Here is a 13167-nt window from a genome sequence, read left to right as displayed (position 1 = left end):
GGGGATCAGGCGGCGCGGCGGCCGAGGCGGCGGCCGGCCCGGTCGAGGAGGGCGGCGAGGCCCGCGGGCTCGCGGATCAGCACGGCCACGATCAGGGCGCCGAGGACGATGCGCTGGACCATCTCCAGGGTGCCGGAATCGAAGCCGTCGCCGAGGAGCGCCGCGCCGAGGCGGGCCAGCAGCAGGGGCAGCACCACGATGAAGCCCGCGCCCAGGAAGGCGCCGCGCAGGGTGCCCAGGCCGCCGATGATGACGATGAACAGGATCTGGAAGGAGCGGTCGAGGTTGAACCCCGCGGGCTCGACGGTGCGCAGATACGCGAAGGCCCACAGCGCCCCGGCGATCCCGATCACGAAGGACGAGACCGCGAAGGCCAGGAGCTTGGTCCGGGCGACCTTCACGCCGACGAGGCGGGCGGCGGTCTCGTTGTCGCGGATCGCCACGAGGTTGCGGCCCGTGGGGGAGCTCACGAGCCTCCACGCGACGAGGGTCAGCAGCGTGACCACCGTGAGCGAGACCAGGTAGCGCCCGCGCGGATCGTCGAAGGACAGGCCGGCCACCACCAGTCGGGGAGCGGTGATGACGCCCGAGGGGCTGTCGTCGGAGATCCAGCCGATCCGGTTCAGCGCCCAGGCGACGAAGAACTGCACGGCGAGCGTCGAGACCGCGAGGTAGAAGCCCCGCAGGCGCAGGGCCGGCAGCCCCGCCGCCAGCCCGGCGAGCGCCGCCACGAAGCCGGCGAGCAGGAGCGACGCCGGGAGCGGCAGGCCGGGCAGGCGCAGCGACAGGTTGAAGGCCGCGTAGGCCCCGACCGCCATGAAGGCGGCCGAGCCGAGGGAGAGCAGCCCGGCATAGCCGGTGAGCAGATTGAGCCCGAGGCCGGCCAGCGCCAGGGCCAGGAACGGCGTCAGCAGCGCCTCGAACAGGTAGCTCGTGCCGGTGAGCGGCACGATCCCGTAGGCCAGAACCAGCAGGGCGCCGAGGCCGAGGGCTCCGGCGGGCAGGTGGGGGCGCGGCGCGGCGCGGGGGAGGGCGTCCATGGCGTCTTCAGACCCGCTCGACGGCGCGCAGGCCGAACAGGCCCGACGGCCGGACCAGCAGGAAGCCCAGCGCCGCCACGTAGGCGATCCAGCCCTCGATGCCGCCGCCGATGACGGGCCCGAGATAGACCTCCGACACCTTCTCCACCGCACCGACGATCAGCCCGGCCACGATCGCCCCGGCGATGGAATCGAAGCCGCCGAGCACGAGCACCGGCAGGGCCTTCAGCACCACCAGCGACAGGGAGAACTGCACGCCGAGCCGCGCGCCCCAGAGCAGCCCCGCCACCAGCGCGACGATCCCGGCGGCGATCCAGACCGCCGACCAGATCCGGGGCAGGCGCAGGCCGGTGTTGAGGGCGGCCAGCGGATCGTCCGCCACCGCCCGGAAGGCGAGGCCGGTGCGGGTGTAGCGGAAGAAGGCGGAGAGGAGCGCCACCATCAGGCCGGCGGTCGCGGCGGCGAACAGGTCGAACCGGCTCACCAGCACGCCGCCGAGATCGATCGGCGTGTCGTCGATGCCGAGGTCGAGCCCGTGGACCTGGGTGCCCCAGGCGAGCTGGGCCGCGCCCTCGATCACGTAGGCGACGCCCAGCGTCGCCATGAACAGGGTGATCGGCGGCTGGTTGACCAGCGGCCGCAGCACCGTCCGCTCCACCGCGAGGCCGACCACCCCCATCGCGGCGAGGGTCGCGGCGAGCGCTGCGGGAAAGGGCAGGCCGCGCTCGGTGAGGCTCACGAAGGTGAGGGCGGCGAACAGCACCATCGCGCCCTGCGCGAAGTTCAGCACGCCCGAGGTCTTGTAGATCAGCACGAAGCCGATCGCCACGAGGGCGTACATCACGCCCGACAGGAGGCCGCCGACCACGACCTCGATCAGGAAGGCGAGATCCGGGCTCATGCGGCGGCCGCGCCCGTGTCGGCATCCGCGTCCGCATCCCCGTCCGCGAGTCCCAGATAGGCGGCGATGACCGCCGGGTCCGCCTGCACCTCCGCCGGCGTGCCGGTGGCGATGCGGCGGCCGTGGTCGAGCACGGTCACCCGGTCGGAGAGGCGCATGACGACGCCGATATCGTGCTCGATCAGGACGATCGCGGCCCCGGACGTCTCCCGCGCCGCCCGGATGAAGCCGGTCATCTCGGCCTTCTCGGTCGCCGTCATGCCGGCCATCGGCTCGTCGAGGAGCAGGAGTCGCGGCCGGGCCACCAGGGCCCGGCCGAGTTCGACCCGCTTCTGGAGCCCGTAGGGGAGGCTGCCCGCCGGACGGTCGGCCACGGCTCCGAGGCCGAGGCGGCCGATCACGGCCTCGGCGGCGTCGCGGTGCGCCCGCGCCTCCCGCCGGGCCGACGGCAGGCCCAGGATCTGGGCCCCGAGCCCGGCGCGCCGCGCCGCCGCGAGCCCCGCCAGGACGTTGTCGCGGACGCTCAGGCCCGTGAACAGGGCGAGATTCTGGAAGGTCCGGGCCACGCCCAGTGCGGCGAGCCGCCCGGCCGGCACCCGGGCGAAGGATTCCGCGCCGATCCGCACCCGCCCGGCCTGAGGCGCATAGAGGCCGGTGATCGCGTTGATCAGCGAGGATTTGCCGGCGCCGTTCGGCCCGATCACCGCATGGATCTCGCCGGCCCCGACCGCGAGGTCGATCTCCGCGAAGGCCACCGTGCCGCCGAAGGCGAGGGACAGCCCCTCGACCGACAGGACCCGTCCCGCCCGGTCCCGATGCGGGCTCCCGCCGGGGGCGGGGACGGCAGCCGGGCGGGGGGCTGGCCCCGAGAGGAGGGGCCGATTGCCGTCCCGTCCCGTTCGAACGAGGCGCAGCGCAGGCTGCATGATCCGGATTCCGTTCAGGACAGGCCGCCCGCTTCGGCGCGAACCGGCGGCACCCGTTGAGAGAAGACGAGACGCAAGATGATGATCCGTCCCGGGAGGACAGTTCGACGTTCCTGCTGTTCAAATCCTGCTGCTCAGCGCGGATGAAGTCAAAAGCACAGTCTTTCCAATTTCAGGACGACACGCGAACATTCTCCCGCCGGGGAGCGGCGGCACGAGATCGTCTCCATCGTCGCGCCGACGGGCCGCACGGGACGGTCAGATCTTGCCCTGCCGGCGCGGCGACAGAGCCCGAACGCCGGCGGATCGGCCCGGCAGCAGGGACGGAAAGACACCTTGTGGTAGCATAAACTAATCCATGTAAGTATTCATGCGCGGAAACAAAATGTAGGGTTGCACGCTCAGGCCGTTGCGGAGATGCAGCCATGCCAAGCCCGCTCGCGCACAAGCTCAATTGCTACGTCCGGCTCTCGGAAGACGACCGGATGTGCTTGGCCGACGCCATGGGCCCGAGCCGCATGGTCGCCCCGCGCACCGACATCATCCACGAGGGCGACGATCCCCGCGCCATCAACGTGATCCTCGACGGCTGGGCCTGCCGGTACCGGCAGTTCGCCAACGGGCGCCGCCAGATCGTCTCGCTCCTGCTTCCGGGGGATCCGTGCGATCCGCATGTGTTCCTCCTCGACGAGATGGATCACACGATCGGGGCGATCACGCCCGTGCTCCTCGGCCAGATCTCCGGCAGCGCGATGCGGGATCTGACCGCCCGCAGCCCGCGGCTCGACCTGGCCTTCCATCGCGAGAGCCTGGCCACCGCGGCGATCCAGCGCGAGTGGACCGTCAGCCTCGGCAGCCGGACCGGCATCGAGCGCCTCGCCCACCTGTTCTGCGAGCTGCATGCGCGGCTGACGGCGATCGGGCTGGCGGACGGCAATACCTGCGCGATGCCGATGACGCAGAACGATCTCGGCGACGCCATGGGCCAGACCAGCGTGCACATCAATCGGACGCTTCAGGAGCTGCGCGGCCTGGGGTTGATCACCCTGCGCAGCCGGCGCCTGACCATCCACGACCCGGCGGCGCTCGCCCGGCTCGCGCATTTCGACGCCGCCTATCTGCACCGCACGGAGGTCGACCGCATCGTCGCATGCTGAACCCTGCCGGCCCCGTGGCGATTGAGGCAGGTTGAACGACATCCGGAGTGGCCCGGCATGACAGACCCTCGCGACCCGGCGGAGCGACTCTCGGCTCTGGAGGCCGACAACGCACGCCTGCGCCGGCTGCTCGACGAAGCCGGCCTTCCGGACAGCCTGCGCCACGGGATGCGCAACACGATGGCGATGCTGCGCACGGTCATGCACCGGTCCGCCGAGAGCGCCGCGGATGTCGAGAGCTACGTGGCGCATCTCGACGGACGGTTCGGCGCGATCATGCGCGTGCAGGCCGCGACGGACGCGTTCGGCGATGCCGACCTGCACACCCTGATCTCGGACGAGTTGATGTTCCACCTCGCGCGGGAAGGGGAGCAGGCGACCCTCGCCGGCCCGCGGGTCCGCCTCCGCCCCAAGACCGCCCAGGTTCTTGCGCTGGCCCTGCACGAACTGACCAGCAACGCGGTGGAACACGGATCCCTGGCGCTCCCGCAGGGCCGGATCCGCGCCACGTGGCGGGTGAACCTGGAGGTCGAGCCGCCTGTCCTCAGCCTCGCCTGGGCCGAGACCGGCGGCAGCGGGATCACGGCCCCGTGCCGGCGCGGCTTCGGCACGGACGTGCTGACGGAGATGCTGGCCTACGAGCTCGGCGCGGCGGTCGATCTGCACTTTGCGCCGGATGGGCTGCGCTGCGCGATCCGCGTGCCGCTCACCGCCCGGATCGGGCGCCACGTCGCCGAGGATCCCGAGACGGCGTGGGACGGCGACAGCCGGTGAGATCCGGGCCCGGGAGGACGATGCGGGCCCCCACCGGCCCCGGCGGCGCTCACGGTCCCGACGCCGCCCGCACCTGCCCGGTCATCTGGGGGAGCGCGCCGAGCGCCTCCGGGGCCTGGGTCGATCCGGGCAGGAGGAGGTAATCCGGCGTGAAGCCGGAAAAGTCCTGCAGTCGCTTCAGGTTCGGCACGCGCACGCTCTTGCGTCCGCTCTCGATCAGTCCGGCCCTGCGCAGATCCGAGAGGACCCGCGAGAGGTGGACGTTCGAGAGCCCCGCCGTGTCGGCCAGTTCCGACTGCGCCAGCGGCAGGCGGTAGTCGGGCTCCAGGCCGAGGCCGACGGCATTCAGGCGGGCGAAGAGTTCGCAGATGATATGGGCGACCTGCCGGTCGGCGGACCGGCGCCCCACCCCGACCAGCCATTCCTGGAGCACGGCTTCGTCAACCAGAACCGACCACCACAGGGCGCGGTAGATGTTGGGCCGGCGGGCGGCGAGCTCCTTGATCGTCCGGTAGGGCACGGAGGCGACGGTGCAGGGCGTCAGCGTCGCCACGGAGTGGATCGCCCGGTTCAGGAGGGAGGCGTGCAGGTCGCAGCCGTCGCCGGGCACCAGATAGGCGAGGATCGATCGCCCCCCGTCGGGCACGAGCTTGTAGCGGCAGGCAAATCCCTGAAGGATCACGTAGGCGGCGTCGGGCCGCTCGCCTTCCGAGACCAAGTCGCGCCCCGCCTCGACCTGCGCGGTCGCGCTGGTCGCAGCGTCCAGCGCGGCCATGTCGGCCTCATCCAGGTCTGCGCGCAGCGCCAGCTTGCGAAGGAAGGGGTTCAAGGGATGTTCCGGAAGGACCGCGCCGCGTCACGAGCCGCGCCAGCGTAAACGCGCGACCGCCTATTCCTACTCCCTCGGGTCATCACATCACCGTCTCGTCCGGCCCCGGATGCCGACGGCCTCGATCCGCCGGACCATTGAACGGCCGGGCATACCGCTGCCCGGATGCGGCGTTCAGCAGAACCGGGCAAGAGCCGGACCGTTTGGGATCCACAGCCTGCGCCGGGACGAGCCACGCGACGGAAAGGCCGTGCAGACCCGCCCGTCAGGCCCAGGCTCGGCCGGATCGCGCGGGTGAGCCCGGCGCATCAGGAAAGCTGAAGCGTGCGCAGGACGGTGCCGGCCCCGTCGTGGATCTCCATGCGCCAGCCCTCCCCGGCGTCCGGCAGATCGCCGGCGCGCCGGAACTCCTCGATCAGCACCAGCGCCTCCGCTTCCGCTTGCGCGATCGACGCGGCCAGGACGCCCACCTCGTCCTCGATCGTCTCGCCGTCGCTGCTCAGGCGAAAATAGTAGCGCTCTGCCATATCATCCTTCTGCACAGGCCCGGACCCGATTTCGACCCGCCCGCGGGCTGCCGCCCGTCGGGCGACGCGTCCGCGCGCCGCGGGTTGAGGTAAGTGGCATCGATCCGCGCCCGATCAACGTGTCGGCGAAAACCCGATGGCAGATGCCCACCGGTTGATCCCGCCGCCGCCCGAAGCAGCATGAAGCTGCCGGCCTCGCGGGCGAAACGCCGCCCATCTGTGCGCCGCTCCGGCCGGGCCGCCGCGCGATGAGGCATGCCTAAATATGTGGCATACGATTTGCGAAGCCCCGAACCGTCGCAAGGAAGACGACGCAGGGGACCGCCATGAAGGCATTTGGAACTTGGGCTTCGGCCGCCGCGCTGGCCGCCGGGCTCGCGATGGGCGCCCTGGGGGCAGGCCCCGCGCGGGCTCAGGAGACCATCAAGGTCGGCATCCTGCACTCGCTGTCGGGCACGATGGCGATCTCGGAGACCACCCTCAAGGACGCGATGCTGATGCTCATCGCCGAGCAGAACGCCAAGGGCGGCGTGCTCGGCAAGAAGCTGGAGCCGGTGGTGGTCGACCCGGCCTCGAACTGGCCGCTCTTCGCCGAGAAGGCCCGCGAGCTGATCAGCAAGGACAAGGTCGCGGCCGTGTTCGGCTGCTGGACCAGCGTGTCGCGCAAGTCGGTGCTGCCGGTGTTCAAGGAACTCGACAACATCCTGTTCTACCCCGTCCAGTACGAGGGCGAGGAGAGCGAGCGGAACGTGTTCTACACCGGCGCCGCCCCGAACCAGCAGGCGATCCCGGCCGTCGACTACCTGATGTCGGAGGATGGCGGCGGCGCCAAGCGCTGGGTGCTGGAGGGGACCGACTACGTCTATCCCCGCACCACCAACAAGATCCTCGAAGCCTACCTCAAGTCCAAGGGCGTCAAGGACGAGGACATCCTGATCAACTACACGCCGTTCGGCTTCTCGGACTGGCAGACCGAGGTGTCGAAGATCAAGGCCTTCGGCTCGGCCGGCAAGAAGACCGCCGTGGTCTCGACCATCAACGGCGACGCCAACGTGCCGTTCTACAAGGAGCTCGGCAACCAGGGCATCAAGGCCACCGACATCCCGGTCGTCGCCTTCTCGGTGGGCGAGGAGGAGCTCGCCGGCATCGACGCCAAGCCGCTGGTCGGCCACCTCGCCGCCTGGAACTACTTCGAATCGATCAAGACCCCGGAGAACGAGGCCTTCATCAAGAAGTGGCAGGCGTTCAAGAAGAACCCCAAGGCCGTCACCAACGACCCGATGGAGGCCCACTATATCGGCTTCAACATGTGGGTGAAGGCGGTCGAGAAGGCCGGCACCACGGACCCCGACAAGGTGATCGACGCGCTGCCGGGCATCGAGCAGAAGAACCTCACCGGCGGCACCGCCACGATGCTGCCGAACCACCACATCACCAAGCCGGTCTTCATCGGCGAGATCGAGGCGAACGGCCAGTTCGACGTGGTGTGGAAGACCGACACGCTGATCCCCGGCGAGGCGTGGTCGAAGCAGCTCGAGGGCTCGAAGGACCTCGAGGCCGACTGGGTCAAGCTCAAGTGCGGTAACTACAACACCAAGACCAAGACCTGCGGCGGCGCCTGAGGGGCCCTCCCGCTGAACGGAGGTGCCGGACCTCCAGTTCGGTCCGGCACCTTCGGATCGCGGTGTGGCGCGGGTCCCCTCTCCCGTACGGGAGAGGGGGCCTGTCGCGCCTCGCATCGACCGATCCGTGCAGACCGCGGCCGCCCGTTGGCGAACTCAGGTGCCGCACGCGTCCCCGTCCCGCTTCCCAGGCGCAACGAAAGTCTCGATGCTCCGTCTCCTCACCCTCCTCGTCCTGCTGCTGGCCGCCCCCGCGCTGGCCCAGGCGCCCGATCCCTACGGCCAGCTCGCCGGGGACGGCTACGCCGAGATCGAGGCGGGCGTCTCCGGCCTCGCCGCCAGCGGCAACCCGCGCGCGGACGCGATCCTGTCGGCCCTGTCGGACGGACGGCTGCTGGTGCGCCCCGCCGACAGGACCCTGCTGATCCGGCAGGGCGGCACTCTGGTCGACGCCCGGACCGGCGCCGCCGCCGCCGACAGTCCCGACCTCAAACCCGTGCGCGCCAACAACCGGGTCCGCCGGGCGATCGAGGCCGCCCGCGGGCAGCTCGACCTCGCGAGCCCCGATCCGGGAAAGCGGCGCATCGCCGCCGACGCGGTGTTCAAGGCAAGGGACGCGGCGGCCCTGCCGGCCCTCGACGCCGCCCTGGCGCGCGAGACCAGCGCGCCCGTCCGGCAGGCGCTGACCGAGGCCCGCGCCGCCGTGCTGCTCGCCAGGCCCGGCACCGCGGAGACCGACCGGATTGCCGCAATTCCCGCCATCCAGGCCCGGGGCGATGGCGACGCGATGGGCATCCTGCGCGGTCTGGCGGCGGATCCGAGCGAGGCGGTGCGCAATGCCGCCGCCCGGGGCATCGCGGCGATCGAGACGCGGCTCGCGATCCTCGGGGCCCTCCAGAACGTCTGGTACGGGATCTCGCTGGGCTCGGTCCTGCTGCTCGCCGCCATCGGACTCGCCATCACCTTCGGGGTGATGGGCGTGATCAACATGGCCCACGGCGAGATGGTGATGCTCGGCGCCTACACGACCTATGGCGTGCAGGAGCTGATCCGCACCCAGGCGCCGTCCCTGTTCGGCTGGTCGCTGGCGATCAGCATCCCCTGCGCGTTCCTGGTCGCCGGCCTCGTCGGCGTGCTGATCGAGCGGTTCATCATCCGCTTCCTCTACGGGCGCCCGCTGGAGACGCTGCTCGCCACCTTCGGGGTCAGCCTCGCGCTCCAGCAGGGCGTGCGCTCGATCTTCGGCCCGACCAACCGCGAGGTCGGCGCCCCCGCCTTCATGAGCGGCGCCTTCGATTTCTACGGCCTGTCGATCACCTGGGGCCGGATGTGGATCATCGCGTTCGCGCTGGCCGTGTTCCTGGGCCTGCTGTTCGTGCTCAGAAAAACGTCGTTCGGCCTGAAGACCCGGGCGGTCACCCAGAACCGGCGCATGGCCGCCGCCATGGGCATCCGCACGCCCTACGTCGATGCCCTGACCTTCGGGCTCGGCTCCGGCATCGCCGGCATCGCCGGGGTGGCGCTGTCGCAGATCGACAACGTCTCGCCCAATCTCGGCCAGGGCTACATCATCGACTCGTTCCTCGTGGTCGTGTTCGGCGGCGTCGGCAACCTCTGGGGGACGCTGGTGGCGGCGCTGACACTCGGCGTCGTCAACAAGCTCGCCGAGCCGTATGTCGGCGCGGTGCTCGCCAAGATCGGCCTCCTGGTCTTCATCATCCTGTTCATCCAGAAGCGCCCGCGCGGCCTGTTCGCGCTCAAGGGCCGGGCGGTGGAATCGTGAGCCCCATGCCGTCCCGCCCCCCTCTCATCGACCTGAAGGGCTGGATCTTCCTCGCCGTCCTGGCCGCCTTCTGCGGCGCCGTGCCGGTGCTGAACCTCGCGGTGCCGGAGGGCTCCGGCCTGCACCTGCCGACCTACCTCGTCTCGCTGTTCGGCAAGTACCTCGCCTACGCGCTGCTCGCGGTGAGCCTCGACCTCGTCTGGGGCTATTGCGGCATCCTCTCGCTCGGCCACGGGGCGTTCTTCGCGCTGGGCGGCTACGCGATGGGCATGTACCTGATGCGCCAGATCGGCTCCCGGGGCGTCTACGGCAACCCGGTCCTGCCCGACTTCATGGTGTTCCTGAACTACAAGGCCCTGCCCTGGTACTGGCTGGGCTTCGACCACTTCGCCTTCGCGGCCCTGATGGTGCTGCTGGTGCCGGGGCTGCTCGCCTTCGTGTTCGGCTGGCTCGCCTTCCGGTCGCGGGTCACGGGCGTCTACCTGTCGATCATCACCCAGGCGCTGACCTACGCGCTGATGCTCGCCTTCTTCCGCAACGACATGGGCCTCGGCGGCAACAACGGCCTCACGGACTTCAAGGATCTTCTGGGATTTTCCGTCCAGTCCCAGAATTTCCGCGTCGGCATCTTCGTGGCGACCGGCTTGGCCTTGGCTTCGGGCTATCTGATCGCCCGGGTCATGACGGTCTCGGCGTATGGAAAGATCCTGATCGCCGTGCGCGATGCCGAGAGCCGCACGCGCTTCCTCGGCTACCGGCCGGAGCACTTCAAGACGCTGGCCTTCACGGTCTCGGCCATGATGGCGGGCGTCGCCGGCGCCCTCTACGTGCCGCAGGTCGGCATCATCAACCCGGGGGAGTTCGCCCCCACCAACTCCATCGAGACGGTGATCTGGGTGGCGGTGGGCGGGCGCGGCACCCTGGTCGGCGCGGCGCTGGGCGCCGTGCTGGTCAACTACGCCAAGACCGTGCTCACCGGCGCGATGCCAGACGCGTGGCTGTTCGCGCTCGGCGGCCTGTTCGTGGTCGTGACGCTGTTCTTGCCGCGCGGCCTCGTCGGCACCGCGATCGAGCGTCTCGGCTCCCGGCGCGCCGCCGCCACGCTGCCGCCGGAGCCCGACATCGCCCCGAAACTCCTTGAAGAAGGGCAGGGCTCGTGAGCACCGACCTCGTTGAGCGCCCGGACGCCCGGGGCCCCGCCAACCGGAAGCGGGAGACGGACGCGCTCCTCTACCTCGACGACCTGCGGGTCACCTTCGACGGCTACAAGGCCCTGCGCGGCCTGTCGCTGACCCTGGCCCGGGGCGAGTTGCGGGCGATCATCGGGCCGAACGGCGCCGGCAAGACCACCATGATGGACTGCATCACCGGCAAGACCCGGCCGGACAGCGGCATCGCGCTGTTCGACGGCACCCACGACCTGCTCAGGAGCGACGAGCCGGCGATCGCCGACCTCGGCATCGGCCGCAAGTTCCAGAAACCGACCGTGTTCGAGAGCCACACGGTCGCCGACAACATCCTCCTCGCCCTCAAAGGCCCCCGCGCGGCCTTCGCCTCCCTGTTCGGCTGGCGCAACCGGGTGGAGGCCGCGCGGATCGACGCCCTCTTGGAGACCGTCGGCCTGCTGGCCCACCGGGGCCGCCCGGCCGCCGATCTCAGCCACGGCCAGAAGCAGTGGCTGGAGATCGGCATGCTCCTCGCCCAGGCCCCCAAGCTCCTGCTGGTCGACGAGCCTGTGGCCGGCATGACCGACGCTGAGACCGCCGAGACCGCCCGGCTGCTCCGGCGGATCGCGGGCGAGCACGCCGTCCTCGTGGTGGAGCACGACATGCACTTCGTCCGCGACCTCGGCTGCCGGGTCACCTGCCTGCACGAGGGCGCGGTGCTGGCCGAGGGCTCGATCGACGCGGTCTCGGCCGACCCGCGGGTGGTCGAAGTCTATCTGGGACGATGACCATGCTCAGTGTCGAAGGCATCGATCTCTATTACGGCGCCGCCCAGGCGCTCCGCGGCGTCTCCCTGACGGCCGAGGCCGGGCAGGTGACGACGGTGCTCGGCCGCAACGGCGTGGGCAAGACTTCGCTCATGCGGGCGATCGTCGGCCAGCAGCCGGTGCGCTCCGGCGCGATCCGGCTCGACGGCCGTCCCATTCAGAACCTCGCCCCCTACGACCGGGCGCGGGCCGGGATCGCCTTCGTGCCCCAGGGCCGCGAGATCTTCCCGCTGCTCACCGTCAAGGAGAACCTGGAGACCGGCTTCGCGCCGCTGAAGCGCCGCGACCGCCACATCCCGGGGGAGATCTACGACCTGTTCCCGGTGCTCAAGGACATGCTGCACCGGCGCGGCGGCGATCTCTCGGGGGGCCAGCAGCAGCAGCTCGCCATCGCCCGGGCGCTGGTGACCCGGCCGAAGCTCCTCGTGCTCGACGAGCCCACGGAGGGCATCCAGCCCTCGATCATCAAGGATATCGGCCGGGCGATCACCTATCTCCGGTCCAGGGGCGAGATGGCGATCGTGCTGGTCGAGCAGTATTTCGCGTGGGCGCGCGACCTCTGCGATTCCTACGCGGTGATGGATCGCGGGCAGGTGGTGCTCGCCGGCCCCCGGGCCGGGATGGTCGAGGCCGACGTGCTCCGGTGGATGTCGGTGTAGGGCGCGCCGGTCGCCGCGCCCCTGCCGGTGCTGCGCCGGAGGCACTTGGGAATCCGGCCCTCCGATCCGATTATTTGGACGGATGTTCAGCAATCAGACGATGGGCAACCGGAACATCGGTCACGAAATCTGTGTTCACCGCCTCGTTCGGCCAAGGTTAAACCACAATTTGGGTTCGCCATGGGGGCCAACCACGGGGGCGCCCATGACGATCCTGGATCCGATCACCGGCGAGCTGGTCACCATCTCCCTACCAAGGCCGCGTCCGCAGACCGGTCCGCGCTGACAGGCGGTGGGGCCTCATGACGAACGCGACCGATCGAAGAACCGGACGCCGCGGCGGTCGTAGCGGCCGCCCCCAGATCCGGACGATGCCGCCGGGTCTGCTGCTGGCCGGCGGCACGGGGGCGAACGCCGCGCTGACGGCCATCGACCTCATCGCCCAGGCCCGCGCGGCCCGCCGAGAGGCCGAATCGCGCGACGGTGCGGACCGCGCGGAGCAGGGCTGACGGCGGCGACCGATTCGGTCACGCCATCGCCCGCCTGTGAGAATCGGGCTCCGCGCGACGCGGGCGTCCCGCCGGCTGCCGGGCCGGCACGGTCCGGCTTGAAAGCACCCGCGCAGGAGGGTCAGAAGGCGCCAGCCTCGCAACCGCTGACGGGTGACTCATGAAGATCGGCGTCCTGATCCTGGCCGGAGCCTGCGGCGTGATCGTCGGGATCGTCATCGGATACGTGGCGGGCACGCGCGTCAGCCAGGCCTTCGCACGGCTGCCGGTGACCGACCGCTCCCCCGCCGCCCAGGCGCTCCGGATCGTCTCGCAGATCGCCACCGAGCACGGCCTCACCCGGGACGCGCTGCTGAAGGCGATGATCGACCCTCAGGCCGGCGGGGAGGGGACGGAGCGTCCCGGCAAGGGTACCGGCAAGGACCGGCGCGATCTGGCCCGGTAAGG

14 protein-coding genes are annotated in these 13167 nt (G+C 70.6%); 9 read left to right on the top strand and 5 right to left on the bottom strand.

Annotated features, from left to right (window positions below):
- Nucleotides 1–5: 5 nt before the first annotated feature.
- Genes BM396_RS09855 through BM396_RS09845 form a run of 3 tightly spaced genes read right to left on the bottom strand, consistent with a single transcriptional unit; the run spans nt 6 to nt 2867 of the window.
- Complete coding sequence (locus BM396_RS09855; protein ID WP_043358080.1) at nt 6–1040, bottom strand: branched-chain amino acid ABC transporter permease; 1035 nt, start codon at nt 1038–1040, stop codon at nt 6–8.
- A 7-nt stretch (nt 1041–1047) separates the two neighbouring features.
- Nucleotides 1048–1941 (bottom strand): branched-chain amino acid ABC transporter permease, encoded by an 894-nt coding sequence (locus BM396_RS09850; protein WP_043389310.1) that lies wholly within the window; start codon nt 1939–1941, stop codon nt 1048–1050.
- On the bottom strand, nt 1938–2867 hold the full coding sequence (locus BM396_RS09845) for an ABC transporter ATP-binding protein (protein WP_043389314.1): 930 nt from the start codon (nt 2865–2867) through the stop codon (nt 1938–1940). The genes BM396_RS09850 and BM396_RS09845 overlap by 4 nt, the downstream gene beginning before the upstream one ends.
- Nucleotides 2868–3292: 425 nt before the next feature.
- On the opposite strand from BM396_RS09845, the gene BM396_RS09840 reads away from it, so the two are divergent.
- Together BM396_RS09840 and BM396_RS09835 are read left to right on the top strand one after the other, a co-directional pair.
- Nucleotides 3293–4024, top strand: coding sequence for a Crp/Fnr family transcriptional regulator (locus tag BM396_RS09840; protein ID WP_043389316.1), 732 nt, complete (start codon nt 3293–3295; stop codon nt 4022–4024).
- Between the two features lie 57 nt (nt 4025–4081).
- A complete protein-coding gene (locus tag BM396_RS09835) occupies nt 4082–4798 on the top strand; it encodes an HWE histidine kinase domain-containing protein (protein WP_043355062.1) in 717 nt (238 codons plus the stop codon).
- Between the two features lie 49 nt (nt 4799–4847).
- Here BM396_RS09835 and BM396_RS09830 read toward each other — a convergent pair whose 3' ends face one another.
- Both BM396_RS09830 and BM396_RS09825 read right to left on the bottom strand, forming a co-directional pair.
- Nucleotides 4848–5627, bottom strand: coding sequence for a Crp/Fnr family transcriptional regulator (locus tag BM396_RS09830; protein ID WP_043389319.1), 780 nt, complete (start codon nt 5625–5627; stop codon nt 4848–4850).
- 308 nt (nt 5628–5935) lie between these two features.
- Nucleotides 5936–6154: a DUF6894 family protein gene (locus BM396_RS09825; RefSeq protein ID WP_043389321.1), complete on the bottom strand. Its 219-nt coding sequence runs from the start codon at nt 6152–6154 to the stop codon at nt 5936–5938.
- Between the two features lie 326 nt (nt 6155–6480).
- Between BM396_RS09825 and urtA the strand changes: the two genes are divergently transcribed.
- The 7 genes from urtA (at nt 6481) to BM396_RS09790 (ending at nt 13165) form a co-directional block, all read left to right on the top strand.
- Nucleotides 6481–7776 (top strand): urea ABC transporter substrate-binding protein, encoded by a 1296-nt coding sequence (urtA, locus tag BM396_RS09820; protein ID WP_043355066.1) that lies wholly within the window; start codon nt 6481–6483, stop codon nt 7774–7776.
- Between the two features lie 208 nt (nt 7777–7984).
- Nucleotides 7985–9559, top strand: a complete 1575-nt coding sequence (urtB, locus tag BM396_RS09815; RefSeq protein ID WP_043389323.1) for an urea ABC transporter permease subunit UrtB — start codon at nt 7985–7987, stop codon at nt 9557–9559.
- A gap of 5 nt (nt 9560–9564) precedes the next feature.
- Complete coding sequence (gene urtC / locus BM396_RS09810; RefSeq protein ID WP_043389326.1) at nt 9565–10719, top strand: urea ABC transporter permease subunit UrtC; 1155 nt, start codon at nt 9565–9567, stop codon at nt 10717–10719.
- Complete coding sequence (gene urtD / locus BM396_RS09805; RefSeq protein WP_043389328.1) at nt 10716–11513, top strand: urea ABC transporter ATP-binding protein UrtD; 798 nt, start codon at nt 10716–10718, stop codon at nt 11511–11513. The genes urtC and urtD overlap by 4 nt, the downstream gene beginning before the upstream one ends.
- 2 nt (nt 11514–11515) lie before the next feature.
- Nucleotides 11516–12211 (top strand): urea ABC transporter ATP-binding subunit UrtE, encoded by a 696-nt coding sequence (gene urtE, locus BM396_RS09800; RefSeq protein WP_043389330.1) that lies wholly within the window; start codon nt 11516–11518, stop codon nt 12209–12211.
- Nucleotides 12212–12582: 371 nt separating this feature from the next.
- Nucleotides 12583–12720, top strand: coding sequence for a hypothetical protein (locus BM396_RS09795; RefSeq protein WP_236952905.1), 138 nt, complete (start codon nt 12583–12585; stop codon nt 12718–12720).
- Between the two features lie 160 nt (nt 12721–12880).
- Entirely contained in the window at nt 12881–13165 is a 285-nt protein-coding gene (locus BM396_RS09790) for a hypothetical protein (protein ID WP_043389332.1), read from the top strand.
- The last annotated feature ends 2 nt before the right edge of the window (nt 13166–13167 follow it).

Origin of the sequence: Methylobacterium sp. UNCCL125 (genome assembly GCF_900116795.1) — a bacterium.
In the GTDB taxonomy this organism is placed as follows: domain Bacteria; phylum Pseudomonadota; class Alphaproteobacteria; order Rhizobiales; family Beijerinckiaceae; genus Methylobacterium; species Methylobacterium fujisawaense.
Note: the sequence above shows the minus strand (reverse complement) of the source record. Positions and strands in the feature narration are given on the sequence as shown.

Excerpts from the sequence above, each read along its gene's own strand:
- BM396_RS09855 (WP_043358080.1), bottom strand. The coding sequence starts at position 1,040 with ATGGACGCCCTCCCCCGCGCCGCGCCGCGCCCCCACCTGCCCGCCGGA.
- BM396_RS09850 (WP_043389310.1), bottom strand. The coding sequence starts at position 1,941 with ATGAGCCCGGATCTCGCCTTCCTGATCGAGGTCGTGGTCGGCGGCCTC.
- BM396_RS09845 (WP_043389314.1), bottom strand. The coding sequence starts at position 2,867 with ATGCAGCCTGCGCTGCGCCTCGTTCGAACGGGACGGGACGGCAATCGG.
- BM396_RS09840 (WP_043389316.1), top strand. The coding sequence starts at position 3,293 with ATGCCAAGCCCGCTCGCGCACAAGCTCAATTGCTACGTCCGGCTCTCG.
- BM396_RS09835 (WP_043355062.1), top strand. The coding sequence starts at position 4,082 with ATGACAGACCCTCGCGACCCGGCGGAGCGACTCTCGGCTCTGGAGGCC.
- BM396_RS09825 (WP_043389321.1), bottom strand. The coding sequence starts at position 6,154 with ATGGCAGAGCGCTACTATTTTCGCCTGAGCAGCGACGGCGAGACGATC.
- urtA (WP_043355066.1), top strand. The coding sequence starts at position 6,481 with ATGAAGGCATTTGGAACTTGGGCTTCGGCCGCCGCGCTGGCCGCCGGG.
- urtB (WP_043389323.1), top strand. The coding sequence starts at position 7,985 with ATGCTCCGTCTCCTCACCCTCCTCGTCCTGCTGCTGGCCGCCCCCGCG.
- urtC (WP_043389326.1), top strand. The coding sequence starts at position 9,565 with ATGCCGTCCCGCCCCCCTCTCATCGACCTGAAGGGCTGGATCTTCCTC.
- urtE (WP_043389330.1), top strand. The coding sequence starts at position 11,516 with ATGCTCAGTGTCGAAGGCATCGATCTCTATTACGGCGCCGCCCAGGCG.
- BM396_RS09795 (WP_236952905.1), top strand. The coding sequence starts at position 12,583 with ATGCCGCCGGGTCTGCTGCTGGCCGGCGGCACGGGGGCGAACGCCGCG.
- BM396_RS09790 (WP_043389332.1), top strand. The coding sequence starts at position 12,881 with ATGAAGATCGGCGTCCTGATCCTGGCCGGAGCCTGCGGCGTGATCGTC.